Here is a 16,927-nt window from a genome sequence, read left to right as displayed (position 1 = left end):
GCCACCGACGATTCAGAGCCATCCGTTGCGCCGGAACGCGCGGTGCAGGACGAAACAGGTCGCCGCGATCACGCCGAGGAACAGCGGATACCCGTACTGCCAGTGCAGCTCCGGCATGTGGTCGAAGTTCATCCCGTACACGCCGCAGCCCATCGTCGGCACCGCCACGACCGCGGCCCAGGCCGTGATCTTGCGCATGTCCTCGTTCTGAGCCACCGTCACCTGCGCGAGATGGGCCTGCAGGATCGAGTTCAGCAACTCGTCGAAGGCCGCTATCTGTTCGGCGGCCCGCAGCAGGTGGTCGGAGACGTCCCGGAAGTACGCCTGTATCTCAGGCGCCACCACCTGGAAGGGGCGGCTGGCGAGCTCGTCCACCGGCCGGGCGAGCGGCACCACGGCCCGCTTCAGTTCGAGCAGCTCCCGCTTGAGCTGGTAGATGCGGCCCGGGTCGGCGCGCGCCCCGTCCTCGGTGAACACGTCCGCCTCGACCTGGTCGATGTCGGACTGGACCGCGTCGATCACGGTCAGGTAGTCGTCGACCACATGGTCGGCGATCGCGTGCAGCACGGCGGCCGGTCCCTTGGCGAGCTGCCCCTCGTCGGCCTCCAGGCCCTCCCGCACCGGGCCGAGCGAGCCGTGCCTCCCGTGCCGCACGGTGATCACGAAGTCCCGGCCGACGAACACCATGATCTCGCCGGTGTCGACGACCTCGCTGGTCGCCGTCAGCTCCGCGTGTTCCACGTAGCAGACCGTCTTGAACACGGCGAACAGCGTCTGCCCGTACCGCTCGACCTTCGGCCGCTGGTGGGCGTGCACCGCGTCCTCGACCGCGAGCGGGTGCAGGTCGAACAGCTCCGCGATGTCCGCGAACTCCAGCTCCGTCGGCTCGTGCAGCCCCAGCCACACGAACCCGTCGTCCGACTTGCGGACCCGCTCGACCGCCTTCATCAGGTCGTCGCCGGACTCCTCGCGGACCCCGTCCCGGTACGTAACGCACTTGACGACCGCGGAACCCAGGGGGGAGCGGGCGGGGTGGCTCAGGTCGACGCGAGGGCTGCGCTTCGCCAGGCGCGCCACTCTCCTGAGGCCGCCGGCCCTCCTCAGGCCTCCGACCTTCCGCAGATTGCCTGCCATCGACATGCGGGGCTCCTCGCGCGGTTCGACTTTCTGCTTCGGTGGTTCGGCGAGCCAGTCTGCCAGCTCACGGCGACAAGGCCCCATGCCCCTGGGGGAACGGAACGCTCCCCTTCGGAACGCCCCTTCGGAATGCCCCTTCAGGACGCCCTTCGGAACGCCCTTTGGAGTGCCCTTCGGAACGCGCGGAACTGCTTACCCCGACCAAGCAGGACAACTGGGATGATCCAGGTATGACGCGATCCGAGGGCTATCTCCTGGACAACCGGCAGCGTGAGGCGGGCCGGCGCTTCGACGCCTTCTCGACCCTCTTCGACCCCACGACGTTCCGGCACATCGAGAGGCTGGGCATCGGCCCCGGCTGGCGCTGCTGGGAGGTCGGTGCGGGCGGCACCTCCGTCGTGGACTGGCTGGCCAAGAAGGTCGGCCCCACCGGCAGGGTCCTCGCGACCGACATCGACACCTCCTGGCAGACGTCCTCCGCCCGTTCCCCCGTCGAGGTCCGCCGCCACGACGTGGCCGCGGACGAGCCGCCGGTCGAGGGCTTCGACCTGGTCCACGCCCGGCTCGTCCTGGTCCATGTCCCGGACAGGGAGCGGGCGTTGAAGTCGATGCTGCGCGCACTGCGGCCGGGCGGACGGCTCCTCGTCGAGGACGCCGACCCCGCGCTCCAGCCGCTGGCCTGCCCCGACGAGCACGGGCCCGCCGAGGAGCTGGCGAACCGGCTGCGCCGCGGCTTCCGCAAGCTGCTCGCCGAACGCGGCGCCGACCTGTCGTACGGCCGGACGCTGCCGAGGCTGCTGCGCGAGGCGGGCCTGCGGCAGGTCGAGGCCGACGCGTACTTCCCGCTGACGTCCGACGCGGGCGGCGCCCTGGAGACCGCCACGGTCCAGCAGGTCCGCGAGGCACTGGTCCGCGCGGGCCACGTCACGGACGAGGAGGTCGACCGCCATCTGTCCAACGTCGCGACCGGCACCATGGACCTGGCGACCGCACCGCTGATCTCGGCGTGGGGCCGCAAGCCGGGCGTCTAGGCGTCCAGGGTCCTGCGGCTCGGGGGCGGACGCCCCTTGGGGCCGGGGCCGGTGTTGATCCGGTGGGTGTACGGGCCGGAGCGGAACGCCTACGCGGAGCGTCTTCAGCGAGGCGGCGGCCGGCCCCCCACCCTCGCCACCGCCAGCGCCCCCGCACGGCACCCCTCGCCCGCGGCCTCCCGCGGCCCGGCACCGCGCAGCCGGGCGGCCAGGAACGCCCCGGTGAACGCGTCCCCCGCCCCCGTCGAATCCCGCGCCACCGCCGGAACCGCCGGCACGCGCGCGCGTACGGCCCCGCCCTGCGCCACGACCGCGCCCGCGACCCCCGACGTGACGACGACCAGCGGAAACCTTCCGCTCAGCTTCGCCGCCGCGACCTCCGCGTCCCGGGCGCCGCTCAGCAGCTCCGCCTCGTCCCGGCTCGGCAGCAGGACGTCCACGCCCTCCGCGAGCGCCAGGAACCTGTCAGGACCCAGCTCCGCGAGGAATCCCGCCGACGCCGGATCGACACTCACCGGCACCCCACGCGCGCGTGCCGACGCCAGAGCCACCCCGACCAGTTCGCGGCTCACGCCGGAGAAGAACAGATACCCCGACAGATGCAGCCACGCGACCCCGTCGAGGAGGTCCGGGGACCAGTCGGCGGGGGAGAGCCGCAGGCAGGCCCCGCTGTCCGTGAGGAACGTCCGCTCGGCCCCGGCCCCCGTGTCCACCAGCGAGATGACCGTGCCGGTCGCGGCCTCGGGGTCGACGACCAGCCGGGGACGCACCCCCGCGCGCGTGAGCGCCTCCTCGTGCCAGGCCGCCGAGTCCGCGCCGACCCGCCCGAGCAACGCCACCTCCGGCAGGCCGTCGTGGGCCGCCCAGCAGGCGACGTTCGCCCCCGCGCCGCCCGGCAGCGTACGGATCTCCGCCGCCGTGTCCGTACCGGCCGCGAGCGGGGCGCCGTGCCGGGCCACGATGTCCGTGACCACGTCCCCGACGACCAGCAGCGCTCCGGTCACCGCCCCGCCCACGCCGCCGCGACACGCGCCGCGAGCCGTACGTTGCCGCGTACCGCCGCGAGATTGGCCTCCAGGGAGGCACCGTCCGTGTGCCGCACCAGGTGGTCCAGGAGGAACGGCGTGACCGCCTGGCCCGTGACACCCTCGGCGTCGCACGCGCGGAGCGCGTCGTCCAGCACGCGCGCGTGGAGGCCGGGATCGAGCTGCTCGTCCTCGGGCACCGGGTTCGCCACGATCAGCGCGGCCCCCGGACCGCCGAGCGCGTCCTGGGCCCGCATGACCGCGGCCACCTCGGCCGGATCGCGCAGCGTCCAGTCCACCGGATGACCCGAGTCCGCGAGATAGAAGCCGGGGAACCGGTCGGTCCCGTACCCCGCCACCGACACCCCCAGGGTCTCCAGGCGCTGCAGCGTCGCCGGTACGTCCAGGATCGACTTGACGCCCGCGCACACCACCGTGATCCGCGTCCGCGCGAGCAGCCCCAGGTCGGCCGACTCGTCCTGCGTCTCGGTCCACCGCCGGTGCACCCCGCCGAGCCCGCCCGTCGCGAACACCCGCACCCCCGCGCGGGCCGCGAGCAGCGCCGTCGCCGACACGGTCGTCGCCCCGCTCGCCCCCGCCGCCACGGCGAGCGGCAGATCGCGGTGGCTCAGCTTGCGGATCCCGTCCTCCGTGGCGACCCGCTCCAACTGGCCCTTGTCCAGGCCGACATGGGGCCGCCCGTCCAGGACGGCGATCGTCGCGGGGACCGCGCCACCGGCGCGCACCAGCTCCTCGAGCTCGCCCGCCACCCGCAGATTGCGCGGGCGCGGCAGCCCGTGCGCGATGATCGTCGACTCCAGGGCGACGACCGGCCGGCCCGCCGCTACCGCTTCCCGCACCTCATCGGACACCAGCACCACGCGCCTGCCTCCTGTCTGTGGGGTCTCCCCTCATCCCTGGCAGGCAGCACGCCCCGGCAAACCCTCGCGGCGTCGCGGTAGACCCTCGGGGTGTCCCTGTGGACCGTTGCGGCGTCGCGGTAGACCCTTGCGGTGGCGCAAGGGGCCGAGCAGCCTGGGGGCATGACAGACCACACGGCACGCCTCGACCATGTCGTCCTCTGGGTCAGTGACCCGGTGGCCGCGGCGGACTTCTACGAGCAGGCCGTCGGCCTCGAGCCGCTCAGGGTCGCCGAGTTCAAGGACGGCAGCGTCTCCTTCCCCTCCGTACGGATCGACGAGGGGACCATCCTCGACCTCGCGCCGGTGTCGATGGCCCCGCGCATGACGATGCTGCCGGGCGCCGACAGGAGCGCCGGCCGCCCGGTCAACCACGTGTGCCTCGCCCTCACGGAAGACGGCTACGACAGCCTGCGCGCCCGACTGGAAGAGCGCGACGTACCGGTGTCCGACCACGGCCGCCACTCGTACGGCGCCCGCGGCCCGGCCGTCCGCAGCTTCTACTTCACCGACCCCGACGGGAACGTCTTCGAAGCGCGCTACTACGAAGAGGGCTGATACGGGCCGCTTCCCCTTGACGGGCCGTCCGGTCCGGTTCCCTTTGACGGGCCGTCCAGTCCGGGCGGTGTCCGGGCTACGGATCGTCCAGTGAAGCGTGCGGTTCGTGCTGTCTAGAGTGACCGGTCATGACCACGAACGATCAGACCACCGCTTCTTTTGCCGTACACATCCCGGACGTCGAGCTCGAACCGGAGCCCCTCGATCCGGCGCAGATCGTCTCGGGCGCGCCCGTCGTCACGGGCAAGGTGCTCTGGGAGTCCCCCGACGGCAAGCAGCTGCGGGGCATCTGGCAGATCACCCCGGGCGTGGTGACGGACACCGAGGCGAACGAGCTGTTCGTGGTCGTCTCGGGTCGCGCGACGGTCGAGGTCGAGGGCGGGCGGACGCTGGAGGTGGGACCGGGCGACGCGGCGGTGCTGCGCGAGGGCGACCGCACGACGTGGACCGTGCACGAGACGCTGCGCAAGGCGTACCACATCACCCTGCCCTGACCATCCGTTACTTCGTCACTTCGTCGTGGGCCGGCGCGTGAAGAGGGCGAACGCGGCGAGCGGCAGCAGGAGGACGGCCGCGGCCAGGTTGAGCCAGGCGTAGCTCGCCGTCGCGACGATCAGGCCCGCGGCCGCGCCGCCGACCCCCGCCGCCGTGTTCATCGTCAGGTCGGACAGGCCCTGCGCGGCGGCGCGCGCGGCCTGCGGCACCGAGTCGGTCAGCAGTGCCGAACCGGAGACGAGTCCCGCCGACCAGCCGAGGCCGAGGACGAACAGGCCCGCCGCGGTCTGCCCGTGGCTGCCCCCGGCCGTGCCCGCGAGGAGCGCCGCGCAGCCGAGCAGGCCCACGGCGAGGCCGATCACCGAGAGCCGCCCGAGCCGGTCCGAGAGGCGGCCCATCACGGGCGAGAACGCGTACATGCCCGCGATGTGCCCGCTGATGACGAGCCCGATGAGGTCGATGCTCGCGCCGTGGTGGCCGAGATCGACCGGCGTCATCGACATGATCGACACCATCGCGGTGTGCGAGACGGCGACCGTCACCAGCGCGAGCCGGGCGCGCGGCGACGCGGCCACCGCGGCGAACCCGGCCCGGACCGACCGCGCGGCGGCCGGCGTGTCCTCCGCCGAGGCCAGGGCGCGGGCGGTCAGGAGCGGGTCGGGACGCAGCAGGAGCTGCACCATGACGGCCGACACGAGGAAGACCCCGGCCGCCCACAGGAACGGGCCCGCCGCCGCGGGGATGCCGAGCCCCGAGACGCTGCGGCCCGCGGGCGCCGCGATGTTGGGCCCGAGCACCGCGCCGATCGTCGTGGCCCACACGACGTTCGAGATCGCCCGTGCCCGTCGCTGCGGCTCGGCCAGGTCGGCCGCCGCGAACCGGGCCTGGAGGTTGGCCGACGAGGCGGCGCCGAAACCGGCCATGCCGACGAGCAGCAGCGGGAAACTCCCCACCACGGCCGCCAGCACGACGACCCCGGCCCCCACCGCGCCGATCAGATACGCGAGGACGAGCCCGGGCCGCCGCCCCCGCGAGGTCATCAGGGCGGCCAGCGGCACGGAGAGCAGCGCGGTCCCGGCGACCGTCGCGGTCGGCGCGAGCCCGGAGAGCGCCTCGTCACCGCTGACCTGCTTGGCGAGTACGGCGGCGAGCGCGACGCCGGTGGCGACCCCGAGCCCGCCGAGTATCTGGCTGGCGACCAGCACGGCGGTGACGCGGCGGCGAAGCCCCGCCACGTTCTCGGGCGTTACGGGTATCTGGGGCCGGCGGCGCGCGGCGGAATCGGGTATGAGCACCGGCGCAGTGTGCCAGCCGGTGCCGCGGAAGGACACCGGGTATCTGGACGCCGTACGGCGCGATCAGGGCGCACGGGCTCAGAACAGCGGCTGCGGAAGGACCCCTTCCAACGCGAGGAGCTGCCGCTTCGTCTCCAGACCGCCGCCGAAGCCGCCGATACCGCCGTCGCTCTCCACGACGCGGTGGCACGGCACGACCACCGGCAGCGGATTGGCGCCCATCGCCATGCCCACGGCCTGCGCCGCCCCCGGCTGGCCGACGCGGCCCGCCAGATCGCCGTACCCCACGACCGAGCCGTACGGGACGCCGGCCGCCAGCTCGCGCAGGACCTGGCGGTTGAACCCGGCGATCAGCGACCAGTCGAGCGGGAGCTCGAAGTCGCGCCGCTCACCGGCGAAGTAGGCCTTCAGCTGACGTATGGGCTCGGCGAGGAGCGGGGAGCCGGGCGCCTCGACCGGCTCGGTCCCGAGGCGGGAACGGAGCCGCTCCACCGCCGCGTCCCGCACGGCGGGGGAGGCGTGGAAGACGACGTTCACCAGGCCGTCGTCCGTCGCGGCCAGGAGCAGCGGCCCGATGTCGGAGCCGACGACGGCCCAGACGACCGTGACCCCGGTGGTGCTGTCCCCGGTGGTTTTCTGCCCAGTGGCGTTCATGCCGACCACGGTACGGCGCGCCACTGACAACGACCGGCCCTCTCCTCACGCCCTAGTCGTCACCCAAGGCCCCTCGCACGACGTCCGGGACGTTCGTGATGATGCCGTCCACGCCGAGGGCGGTCACGCGCCGCGCGGTCGCCGCGTCGTTCACGGTCCAGGTGAAGACCCGCAGCGGCTTGTGGTGCGGGCCCTTGAAGGCGTGCACCGCGGTGACGTAGCCCTGCGAGATCGTGCCCCGGCCGGGATGGATCTCGTCGGCGAACCTGGCGTACCGGGGCAGGTCGCCCGCGCTGGGCGTGCCGAGGAAGGCCGTCGTGATGTCCGGGCGGCGGTAGTGCACGGCCCGCAGGCTCGTGGCGCTGAAACTCTGGACGATCAGCCGGTGCCTGAGGTGGCGGGGCGTCAGCCAGCCCTCCCTGCCGAGCACACGCAGGACGTCGCGCTCGATGCCCGGGTACAGCTCCGGGTCCTTGATCTCCAGGAGCAGGCTCTGGTCGTTGTGGTCGACCCGCTCCAGGTACCGGGCCAGGGTCGGCACGCGCGCGCCGGCGAACCGGGCGCCCTTCCAGCTCCCGGCGTCGAGCCCGGCGATCTCCGTGGCGGTGAAGTCGCCGACGTTCCAGGGGGCGCGGTGGGGGAAGACCTGCTCCACGTTCGTGGTGCGCGCAAGCGTCGAGTCGTGGATGACGACCAGCTCGCCGTCCCTGGTGCGCTGCACATCGTTCTCGACCCAGTCGAAGCCGAGCCGGCGGGCCCTGTCGATGGCTTCGAGGGTGTTCTCGGGCGCGTACCCGGAGGCGCCGCGATGGGCGACGACCACGGGCCCGTCGTAGTGCCGGCCCGCCTCGGCAGCGGTGGGGACGACCAGGACACCGACGCATCCCACCAGAGTGGCGGTCGCCGCGGCTGTTCGTACGGACACGTGTACTCCTCGCGTCGAAGGATCAACGACTGGACGAAAGTGACATTTGGGCCTACGCGTGACATGTGAAGGATGGCCATTCACTGAAGGGAGTGGTGGGAGGACGTGGACCCCGCGGTCGGGTGTCGTGAGGCTTTGCCGGAAAATCGGTCTGACGTTCCTGCGGAGCCCTAATCTCGGCTCCAGCCGCGGCCGCTCCGGCAGCCGTCGACAGGGGCGCACGCGCGCGATGAACACGTGCGCGATGAACCGGAAACACCAGGGCGGAAAGGCTGCTGCGGATGCAGGGCACGGTCGACGGATTCAGCTATGGACTGGTCACACCGCTGGTGGCGTTCTTCATGGCCTGCCTCGGCGGGGCGCTGGGCCTGCGCTGCACCACCAGGTCCCTGCTCGTCACCCAGTCGTGGCGGCCCGGCTGGCTCGCGCTCGGCTCGGCGGCGATCGGGTCCGGAATCTGGACGATGCACTTCATCGCGATGATGGGCTTCACCGTGCAGGGCACGCCGATCCACTACGACAAACCGACGACCTTCGCGAGCCTGGCCGTCGCCGTCGTCATGGTGGGCGTCGGGATCTTCATCGTCGGCTACCGGGGAGCGACGGGGGCGGCCCTCTTCACGGGCGGCACGATCACCGGACTCGGCATCGCGTCGATGCACTACCTGGGCATGGCCGGGATGCGCCTGCACGGGACGCTTCAGTACAACACCTTCACCGTCGGCGTCTCCGTGGTGATCGCCATGGCCGCCGCCACCGCCGCACTCTGGGCCGCCGTCCAGGTACGCGGCTTCACATGGAGCGTCGGCGCGAGCCTCGTCATGGGCCTGGCCGTCACCGGCATGCACTACACGGGAATGGCAGCCCTCAGCGTCCACGTGCACGGGAGCGGCGGCGCCCCCGCCGGTGACACCCCCGCCGAACTCCTCGCGCCCCTGATGGTCGGCCCCCTCTGCTTCCTGATCCTGGCCGGGGCCGTGGTGGTGTTCGACCCGCTGATGCTGACGGGCAGGCCCGACCACAGGGACGCCGTCGAGGCCGCGCACCGGGCCGGCCGGACCGTGCGCCCGCTCCGGCGGACCGGCTGATCCGACCCGGTTGTCAGTGCGGGGTCGTACGGTGGATTCCATGCGGCCCGTATCCAAGATCGAACGCACGGTGGCGCCCTTCGAGGTCGTCAGTCCCTACCAGCCAAGCGGCGACCAGCCGGCAGCCATCGCCGACCTGGAGCGGCGCATCACCGCAGGTGAGAAGGACGTCGTCCTCCTCGGCGCGACCGGAACAGGTAAGTCCGCCACCACCGCGTGGATGATCGAGAAGCTTCAGCGCCCCACCCTCGTGATGGCGCCGAACAAGACGCTGGCCGCCCAGCTGGCCAACGAGTTCCGCGAACTCCTGCCGAACAACGCGGTCGAGTACTTCGTCTCGTACTACGACTACTACCAGCCCGAGGCGTACGTCCCGCAGTCGGACACCTACATCGAGAAGGACTCCTCGATCAACGAGGAGGTCGAGCGCCTGCGCCACTCCGCGACGAACTCGCTGCTCACCCGGCGCGACGTCGTCGTGGTCGCCTCCGTCTCCTGCATCTACGGCCTGGGCACGCCGCAGGAGTACGTCGACCGCATGGTGTCCCTCAAGGTCGGCGACGAGATCGACCGCGACACCCTGCTGCGCCGCTTCGTCGACATCCAGTACACGCGCAACGACGTGGCCTTCAGCCGCGGCACGTTCCGTGTGCGCGGCGACACCATCGAGATCTTCCCGGTCTACGAGGAGCTCGCCGTCCGCATCGAGATGTTCGGCGACGAGATCGAGTCCCTCTCCACCCTCCACCCCCTCACCGGCGAGGTCATCAGCGACGACGAGTCGCTGTACGTCTTCCCGGCCACGCACTACGTGGCGGGCCCCGAGCGCCTGGAGCGCGCGGCGAACGACATCGAGAAGGAGCTCGGGGAGCGCCTCACCGAGCTCGAGAAGCAGGGCAAGATGCTCGAGGCCCAGCGGCTGCGCATGCGCACCACGTACGACCTCGAGATGCTCCGCCAGATCGGCTCCTGCTCCGGCGTGGAGAACTACTCGATGCACTTCGACGGCCGCGAGCCCGGCTCCCCGCCGAACACACTCCTCGACTACTTCCCGGACGACTTCCTCCTCGTCATCGACGAGTCGCACGTCACCGTGCCGCAGATCGGCGCCATGTACGAGGGCGACGCGTCCCGCAAGCGCACCCTCGTCGACCACGGCTTCCGGCTGCCGTCCGCCCTGGACAACCGCCCCCTGAAGTGGGAGGAGTTCCAGGAGCGCGTCGGCCAGACCGTGTACCTGTCGGCGACCCCGGGAAAGTACGAACTCGCGCGCGGCGACGGCTTCGTGGAGCAGATCATCCGCCCCACCGGCCTCATCGACCCGGAGGTCGTCGTCAAGCCCACCGAGGGCCAGATCGACGACCTGGTGCACGAGATCCGCAAGCGCACCGAGAAGGACGAGCGCGTCCTCGTCACCACGCTCACCAAGAAGATGGCCGAGGACCTCACCGAGTACTTCCTCGAACTCGGCATCCAGGTCCGCTACCTGCACAGCGACGTCGACACGCTGCGCCGCGTCGAGCTGCTGCGCGAGCTGCGCGCGGGCGAGTACGACGTCCTCGTCGGCATCAACCTCCTCCGCGAGGGCCTCGACCTGCCCGAGGTCTCTCTGGTGGCGATCCTCGACGCCGACAAGGAGGGCTTCCTGCGCTCCGGCACATCCCTGATCCAGACCATCGGCCGCGCCGCGCGCAACGTGTCGGGCCAGGTCCATATGTACGCGGACAAGATCACCCCGGCGATGGAGAAGGCCATCGACGAGACCAACAGGCGCCGGGAGAAGCAGATCGCGTACAACACGGAGAAGGGGATCGACCCCCAGCCGCTGCGCAAGAAGATCAACGACATCGTCGCGTCCATCGCCCGCGAGGACGTCGACACCGAGGAACTCCTCGGCAGCGGGTACCGCAAGGGCGCGAAGGACGGCAAGGGTGCCAAGGCGCCCGTGCCCGCGCTCGGCAAGGCGGGCGCGAAGAAGACCGGCGGCAAGGCGGCGAAGGGCAAGGCGGCCGAGACCGTACCCACCGACCGTCCGGCTGCCGAACTCGCCGGGCAGATCGAGGAGTTGACCGACCGGATGCGGGCCGCCGCCGCGGATCTCCAGTTCGAGATCGCCGCACGGCTGCGCGACGAGGTGTCGGAGATGAAGAAGGAGCTGCGTCAGATGAGGGAGGCCGGGCTGGCCTGACCGGCATCGGCCCGCCTCGCACGCCCCGCTCGTCCCACGGCATGCCGGACGCTTCCGGCATGCCGTGGGGTGTGTTGCAAGACCGACACAAAGTGCTGGTCGGACTGCGGCGCTGTCAGTGGCGCTGCGTAGGGTTCCCTCAACCGTCCGGACGGGCGGTGAAGAGCACGGTTCGAGAAGCACAGTTCGAGAGGGGACGGACGCGTGACGGCCAACTTTTCCAAGGGTCCTGGTGTCAACCTGAGCAAGGGGCAGGCGATCAGCCTGCAGAAGCAGGACGGGGGCACCCTGACGGCCGTCCGGATGGGCCTCGGCTGGCAGGCCGCCCCCCGCCGCGGCCTCTTCGGCTCCCGCACCCGGGAGATCGACCTCGACGCCTCGGCGGTCCTGTTCGCGGACAAGCAGCCGGTGGACGTCGTCTTCTTCCGTCACCTCGTCAGCGACGACGGCTCCGTGCGCCACACCGGTGACAACCTCGTGGGCGGCGCGGGCCAGGGCGGCGACGACGAGGCGATCCTCGTCGACCTCCAGCGCGTCCCGGTCCACATCGACCAGATCGTCTTCACGGTGAACTCCTTCACCGGCCAGACCTTCCAGGAGGTGCAGAACGCGTTCTGCCGCCTGGTCGACGAGACCACCGGCCAGGAGCTGGCCCGCTACACGCTCGACGGCGGCGGCCAGTACACCGCTCAGATCATGGCGAAGGTGCACCGCTCCGGTGCCGGCTGGCAGATGACCGCCCTGGGCGCCCCGGCCAACGGCCGCACGTTCCAGGACCTCATGCCGGCGATCCTGCCGGGCCTGTGAGTTAGGGGAGACCGGGGCGGGCGGACGGGACGAGGGGGAGAAGGCGATGACGGCCGAGCTGGTCCGGGGGCAGAACCACCCCCTCACCGGGACCCGTCTGGAGATCCGTGTGTCGGCGGGGCGGCCCCTCGTGGCGGGCGCGACGCTCAGCGACGACCAGGGCAGGGTGCACGGCCGTGACTGGGTCGCCCACCCCGGCGCCCCCGCCCTGCCAGGACTCGAAGTCCCCCGGCAGGCGGCGGCCGACCACCGGCTCGCCGTCGACCTGGACGCCGTGTCCGAGGCCGTCCACCGTGTCAGCGTGCTGCTCGCGCTGCCCCAGGGCCCCGGCGGCCCCGACCGGTTCGGCGCCGTCGCGGCCCCCTTCGTCGCCGTCACCGGCCTCGACGGTTCGGAGGTCGCGAGCTACACCGTCACCGGCCTCGACGCCGAGTCCGCGGTCGTAGCCCTGGAGCTGTACCGCCGCCAGGGCGCGTGGAAGGTACGCGCGGTGGGCCAGGGATACGCGGGCGGCCTCGGCGCCCTCCTGACGGACCAGGGCCTGCCCGACGCGGACGCCCTCTCGGGCGAGATCCATGCGGCGGTGGCGCGGGGACTCGCGCGTACGGTGGCGCCGCCTCCACCGCGAGCGGCCGGTTCAGGCTCGGCTTCCGGTTCAGGTTCGGGTTCCGGTTCAGGCTCCCTTTCCGGTTCAGGTTCAGGTTCCGGGGTGGGTGCCATGGCGGACGCGGCGGGGGCGAGTGCGGGCGCGTCCGTCTCCGGTGACGCACCGCCGAGTACCACTCCGGCCGCCGCGGCACAGGCCCGTACCTCAGGCCAGCCGGGCGGCACGGGCAGCACCGGCAGTACGGGCAGCACCGGCAGTACGGGCAGCACCGGTGGCCCCGTCGACTACACCCACCCCGGCCGCCAGGCCCCCGCACCACCGGCCCCCGTGCCCACCGCCCCTCCCGGCGCCCCCGGACAGCCCGCCGTCCCCGTCGCCGGGGACGCGAACGGCTGGTCCATGGACGAGCGGCTGTACAACCAGGTGTGGGGCATGTTCGAGGACCTGGCCCGCACCGTCGCCGCGTACCGCAGCGCCGTCGACTTCGCGGACTCGCGCATGGAGCAGGAGCTCGACAAGGCGCTGTCCGATCCGCGCGGCCGCATCGGCGGTCAGGGTGACGCCGCGCGCGAGGCCGCCCGGGCCAAGCACGGCCGGCTCGTCGACCAGGCCAGGGAGGTCCTCGACCGGGACCTCGCCCAGCTGGCTGCCGAGTCCGCGGTCGTCGAACCCGCGCTGCCCCCGCCCTACGCGGGCTGGGACAACCCCGTCTGGCACGCGTACCGCAGCCCCATGGAGATCCCGATGGCCCTGCGCCTCGGCGACCTCCAGCTGCCCGAATCGCGCGGCACGGGCGTGCGCATCCCGATGCTCGTGCGGCTGCCCCTGGAGCGGGGGATGTGGATCGACAATGGACGCTCGGGCGGGGACGCGCTCAGCGAGCCCGGCGAGCTGCGCCGGCGCGCCATGCGGAGCGCCGTCGAGCACGCGGCGCGGCTCCTCGCGGTGTACCCGGCGGGCGAGTTCGCCGTGCACGTCATCGATCCGGCCGGGGCGGCCGCGGGCGAGCTCGCCCCGCTGGTGCGGGCCGGGGTGCTCGCGGGGCCGCCGGCCGCCGGGGTCGCGGGGGTGTCCGAGGTGCTGGCCCGGCTCACGCAGCGCGTGGACCTCGTACAGATGGCGGTCCGCGGCGGAGCGGCCGACGCGCTGCCGCCCGACCTGGACACGGCCGAACAACTGCTGATCGTCAACGACTTCCCGCACGGTTTCGACGACCGCGCGGTGACCCGGCTTCGCTACCTCGCCGACGAGGGACCCGCCGTCGGCGTCCACCTCCTGATGGTCGCCGACCGGGAGGACGCAACCGAGTACGGACCGGTCCTGGATCCGCTGTGGCGCGCGCTGCTGCGGCTGACCCCGGTGCCCGACGACCACCTCGCCGATCCCTGGGTGGGGCACGCGTGGACCTACGAGCCGCCGAGCGTCCCGCCCGGCAGCCGGGTCCTGGAGCAGGTCCTCGAAGAGGTCGCCCGAGCACGGCGGGAGCTGGGCCTCTGAGCAGTCCCGACGAGTCCTGGTCCTTGGTCCTGAACAACCCTGACCACTGCTTTTGAACTTACCTTTACCAAACCCTTTACGTTTCATGGGTGTTTCCCGTAGGCTCGGACGAGCGGAGGGGAGTACTCCCGTACGCGGCGTTCCCGTCAATACGGACCGGCATCGGTCCCGGGGCGTCGGCCCGAGGCGAGCTGCGGCCGCCCGGGTGGAAGAGACCTCCGGCAGCGACGACGCTGATCAGTAGCCGTACGACGCCGGAGGCGCAGTGGACGTATCGATGACCCTTTGGGTGCTGACCATTCTTGGTCTGGGCGCCCTGATCTCGGTCGACTTCTTCATCGGGCGCAAGCCCCACGACGTATCGATCAAGGAAGCCGGAATCTGGACGGTCGTCTGGATCGCGTTGGCGGCCCTCTTCGGGGTCGGCCTGCTGATCTGGGGGAGCGCGCAGGCCTCGGGCGAGTTCTTCGCCGGCTTCATCACCGAGAAGTCCCTGAGCGTCGACAACCTCTTCGTCTTCATCCTGATCATGGCGAAGTTCTCGGTGCCGTCCCAGCTCCAGCAGCGCGTACTGCTGTTCGGTGTGCTGATCGCCCTCGTGCTGCGCACCGTCTTCATCGCAGCCGGCGCGGCTGTCATCGCCAACTTCTCGTGGATCTTCTACCTCTTCGGCGCGTTCCTCATCTACACGGCCTGGAAGCTCGTCCAGGAGGCGATGTCGGGCGACGAGGACGAGGACTTCGAGGAGAACCGTCTCCTCAAGTCCGTCGAGAAGAAGTTCGGCGTCGCCGACCGCTACCACGGCACGAAGCTGTTCATCCGGAACAACGGCAAGCGGATCATGACGCCCCTGATGGTCGTCATGCTCGCGATCGGCACGACCGACGTGCTGTTCGCGATGGACTCGATCCCCGCGATCTTCGGCCTGACCCAGGACCCGTACATCGTCTTCACGGCCAACGCGTTCGCGCTGATGGGTCTGCGCCAGCTGTACTTCCTCATCGGCGGACTCCTCAGGAAGCTGGTCCACCTCAGCTACGGCCTGTCGGTGATCCTCGGCTTCATCGGCGTGAAGCTCGTCCTGCACGCGCTGCACGAGTCCGGGGTGCACGTGCCCGAGATCTCCATCCCGGTCTCCCTGGCCGTCATCTGCGGTGTCCTGGTGGTCACCACGATCACCAGCCTCGTCGCCTCCAGGAAGCAGGCGGCGGCGGAGGAGCAGCAGCAGGCCGGGAAGCGGATCGCCGGCGACCCGGGTGACGACGGTGCAGACGGCGCCGGGGGCGACGACGCGGCCGACGAGACCCGCAAGGACAGCGTCCAGGCCTGACCTGACACCGGCCGAGGGCGGGGAAGGAGCGCGCGGCCACCGGCCGCGCGCTCCTTCGGCGTTCGGCCTGACCAGCGCGCCCGCCCCGACTGCCGGCCCCGCCCGACCCGACCACCGTGCTCGCCCGAATCGCGCCCCCGGCACCGCCGGGGCACCATCAAAGGCATGATCGCTGGGGTTCGGAGACTGGTCACGCAATGGACGGCCGTCGTCCCCGTCCTGGCGGTCGTGCTCCTCGTGTTCACCTGGGGACGCTCCCTGCCGGGCGCCGTCGTCGGCATCGTCTCGCTCGTGCTCGCCGCATCGGTGCTCGCGGCCGTCCACCACGCCGAGGTCGTGGCCCACCGCGTCGGCGAACCCTTCGGCTCCCTCGTCCTCGCGATCGCCGTCACCGTCATCGAGGTTGCGCTGATCGTCACCCTGATGGTCGACGGCGGCGCCAAGGGGGCCACACTCGCCCGCGACACCGTCTTCGCCGCCGTCATGATCACCTGCAACGGCATCGTCGGACTGAGCCTGCTGAGCGCCTCGTTCCGGCACGGGGTGGCCGTGTTCCAGTCCGAGGGCACCGGCGGCGCACTCGCCACGGTCGCCACCCTGGCCACGCTCTGCCTGGTCCTGCCGACCTTCACCAAGACCAAGCCGGGCCCGGAGTTCTCCACCTCACAGCTGATCTTCGCGGCCGCCGCCGCGCTCATCCTGTACGGAATCTTCGTGGCGACCCAGACCGTGCGGCACCGTGACTACTTCCTGCCGATCACCAAGCAGGGCGACGTCATCGACGCCGACGACCACGCGGACATCCCCACCACCCGTACCGCCCTGACCAGTCTGGGCCTGCTCGGCCTCGCGCTGATCGCCGTCGTGGGCCTCGCCAAGGGGGTGTCGCCGACGATCGAGTCCGGTGTCGAGGCCGCCGGGATGCCGCACACCGTCGTCGGCGTGATCATCGCGCTCCTCGTCCTGCTGCCCGAGACGATCGCGGCCCTGCGCGCGGCCCGCCGCGACCGGGTCCAGACGAGCCTCAACCTCGCGCTCGGCTCCGCGATGGCGAGCATCGGGCTGACCATCCCGGCCGTCGCGATCGCCTCGTTCTGGCTGTCGGGGCCGCTCGTCCTCGGGCTCGGCTCCACGGAGATGGTGCTGCTCGCCTTGACGATGCTCGTGAGCACACTGACCGTCGTCCCCGGCCGCGCCACCCCACTACAGGGCGGCGTCCACCTCGTGGTGTTCGCGGCGTACGTGGAGCTGGCCGTCACCCCCTGAGACGGGACCCCCTGAGACGGGACCCCCTGAGACGGGGCCTCGCCGTCACCCCCTGACGGCCTCGTCATCACCACCTGACAGCCGCCGTGATACGCCCCGACAGC

15 protein-coding genes are annotated in these 16,927 nt (G+C 71.6%); 9 read left to right on the top strand and 6 right to left on the bottom strand.

Translation table 11 applies throughout. The annotated features are described in order from the left end of the window. Positions 1-12: 12 nt before the first annotated feature. Positions 13-1,140 carry a magnesium and cobalt transport protein CorA gene (locus EOT10_RS24465; RefSeq protein WP_127830471.1) on the bottom strand — a complete coding sequence of 376 codons (1,128 nt, stop codon included), beginning with the start codon at positions 1,138-1,140 and terminating at the stop codon, positions 13-15. 227 nt (positions 1,141-1,367) lie between these two features. Here EOT10_RS24465 and EOT10_RS24460 point away from each other — a divergent pair, with 227 nt between their 5' ends. After that, the gene (locus tag EOT10_RS24460; RefSeq protein WP_127830470.1) at positions 1,368-2,168 is read left to right on the top strand and encodes a methyltransferase domain-containing protein; all 801 of its coding nucleotides are present in this window, start codon (positions 1,368-1,370) and stop codon (positions 2,166-2,168) included. 104 nt (positions 2,169-2,272) lie between these two features. Here the strand turns inward: EOT10_RS24460 and EOT10_RS24455 are convergent, their stop codons facing one another. Beyond that, positions 2,273-3,172, bottom strand: coding sequence for a carbohydrate kinase family protein (locus EOT10_RS24455; RefSeq protein WP_127830469.1), 900 nt, complete (start codon positions 3,170-3,172; stop codon positions 2,273-2,275). Further along, positions 3,169-4,074, bottom strand: a complete 906-nt coding sequence (locus EOT10_RS24450; RefSeq protein ID WP_127830468.1) for a pseudouridine-5'-phosphate glycosidase — start codon at positions 4,072-4,074, stop codon at positions 3,169-3,171. The genes EOT10_RS24455 and EOT10_RS24450 overlap by 4 nt, the downstream gene beginning before the upstream one ends. A gap of 162 nt (positions 4,075-4,236) precedes the next feature. Here EOT10_RS24450 and EOT10_RS24445 point away from each other — a divergent pair, with 162 nt between their 5' ends. Next, complete coding sequence (locus EOT10_RS24445; protein WP_127830467.1) at positions 4,237-4,671, top strand: VOC family protein; 435 nt, start codon at positions 4,237-4,239, stop codon at positions 4,669-4,671. A 128-nt stretch (positions 4,672-4,799) separates the two neighbouring features. After that, positions 4,800-5,165, top strand: coding sequence for a cupin domain-containing protein (locus tag EOT10_RS24440; protein ID WP_127830466.1), 366 nt, complete (start codon positions 4,800-4,802; stop codon positions 5,163-5,165). A gap of 15 nt (positions 5,166-5,180) precedes the next feature. Here EOT10_RS24440 and EOT10_RS24435 read toward each other — a convergent pair whose 3' ends face one another. The 3 genes from EOT10_RS24435 to EOT10_RS24425 form a co-directional block, all read right to left on the bottom strand. Next, positions 5,181-6,455 (bottom strand): MFS transporter, encoded by a 1,275-nt coding sequence (locus EOT10_RS24435; protein ID WP_431313319.1) that lies wholly within the window; start codon positions 6,453-6,455, stop codon positions 5,181-5,183. 84 nt (positions 6,456-6,539) lie between these two features. Continuing rightward, the gene (locus EOT10_RS24430; protein WP_127830465.1) at positions 6,540-7,115 is read right to left on the bottom strand and encodes a methylated-DNA--[protein]-cysteine S-methyltransferase; all 576 of its coding nucleotides are present in this window, start codon (positions 7,113-7,115) and stop codon (positions 6,540-6,542) included. 52 nt (positions 7,116-7,167) lie between these two features. After that, entirely contained in the window at positions 7,168-8,040 is an 873-nt protein-coding gene (locus tag EOT10_RS24425; RefSeq protein WP_127830464.1) for a glycerophosphodiester phosphodiesterase, read from the bottom strand. Positions 8,041-8,321: 281 nt separating this feature from the next. On the opposite strand from EOT10_RS24425, the gene EOT10_RS24420 reads away from it, so the two are divergent. The 6 genes from EOT10_RS24420 (at position 8,322) to EOT10_RS24395 (ending at position 16,823) form a co-directional block, all read left to right on the top strand. Next, a complete protein-coding gene (locus EOT10_RS24420; protein WP_127830463.1) occupies positions 8,322-9,128 on the top strand; it encodes an MHYT domain-containing protein in 807 nt (268 codons plus the stop codon). Between the two features lie 40 nt (positions 9,129-9,168). Further along, a complete protein-coding gene (gene uvrB / locus EOT10_RS24415) occupies positions 9,169-11,316 on the top strand; it encodes an excinuclease ABC subunit UvrB (RefSeq protein WP_127830462.1) in 2,148 nt (715 codons plus the stop codon). A 204-nt stretch (positions 11,317-11,520) separates the two neighbouring features. Next, positions 11,521-12,123: a TerD family protein gene (locus EOT10_RS24410; RefSeq protein ID WP_127830461.1), complete on the top strand. Its 603-nt coding sequence runs from the start codon at positions 11,521-11,523 to the stop codon at positions 12,121-12,123. Between the two features lie 46 nt (positions 12,124-12,169). Further along, entirely contained in the window at positions 12,170-14,227 is a 2,058-nt protein-coding gene (locus EOT10_RS24405; protein WP_127830460.1) for a TerD family protein, read from the top strand. Between the two features lie 265 nt (positions 14,228-14,492). Next, positions 14,493-15,557 carry a TerC family protein gene (locus tag EOT10_RS24400; RefSeq protein WP_127830459.1) on the top strand — a complete coding sequence of 355 codons (1,065 nt, stop codon included), beginning with the start codon at positions 14,493-14,495 and terminating at the stop codon, positions 15,555-15,557. Between the two features lie 165 nt (positions 15,558-15,722). Then, positions 15,723-16,823 carry a calcium:cation antiporter gene (locus EOT10_RS24395; RefSeq protein WP_127830458.1) on the top strand — a complete coding sequence of 367 codons (1,101 nt, stop codon included), beginning with the start codon at positions 15,723-15,725 and terminating at the stop codon, positions 16,821-16,823. The last annotated feature ends 104 nt before the right edge of the window (positions 16,824-16,927 follow it).

The organism is Streptomyces antnestii (genome assembly GCF_004005495.1).
GTDB classification, from domain to species: domain Bacteria; phylum Actinomycetota; class Actinomycetes; order Streptomycetales; family Streptomycetaceae; genus Streptomyces; species Streptomyces antnestii.
The sequence above is the reverse complement of the archived record's forward strand: the minus strand, read 5'-3'. Positions and strand labels throughout refer to the sequence as shown.

What these genes read in the sequence shown, in the direction of transcription:
- EOT10_RS24465 (WP_127830471.1), bottom strand. Translation starts at nt 1,140, where the DNA reads ATGTCGATGGCAGGCAATCTGCGGAAGGTCGGAGGCCTGAGGAGGGCC.
- EOT10_RS24460 (WP_127830470.1), top strand. Translation starts at nt 1,368, where the DNA reads ATGACGCGATCCGAGGGCTATCTCCTGGACAACCGGCAGCGTGAGGCG.
- EOT10_RS24445 (WP_127830467.1), top strand. Translation starts at nt 4,237, where the DNA reads ATGACAGACCACACGGCACGCCTCGACCATGTCGTCCTCTGGGTCAGT.
- EOT10_RS24440 (WP_127830466.1), top strand. Translation starts at nt 4,800, where the DNA reads ATGACCACGAACGATCAGACCACCGCTTCTTTTGCCGTACACATCCCG.
- EOT10_RS24430 (WP_127830465.1), bottom strand. Translation starts at nt 7,115, where the DNA reads ATGAACGCCACTGGGCAGAAAACCACCGGGGACAGCACCACCGGGGTC.
- EOT10_RS24420 (WP_127830463.1), top strand. Translation starts at nt 8,322, where the DNA reads ATGCAGGGCACGGTCGACGGATTCAGCTATGGACTGGTCACACCGCTG.
- uvrB (WP_127830462.1), top strand. Translation starts at nt 9,169, where the DNA reads ATGCGGCCCGTATCCAAGATCGAACGCACGGTGGCGCCCTTCGAGGTC.
- EOT10_RS24405 (WP_127830460.1), top strand. Translation starts at nt 12,170, where the DNA reads ATGACGGCCGAGCTGGTCCGGGGGCAGAACCACCCCCTCACCGGGACC.
- EOT10_RS24395 (WP_127830458.1), top strand. Translation starts at nt 15,723, where the DNA reads ATGATCGCTGGGGTTCGGAGACTGGTCACGCAATGGACGGCCGTCGTC.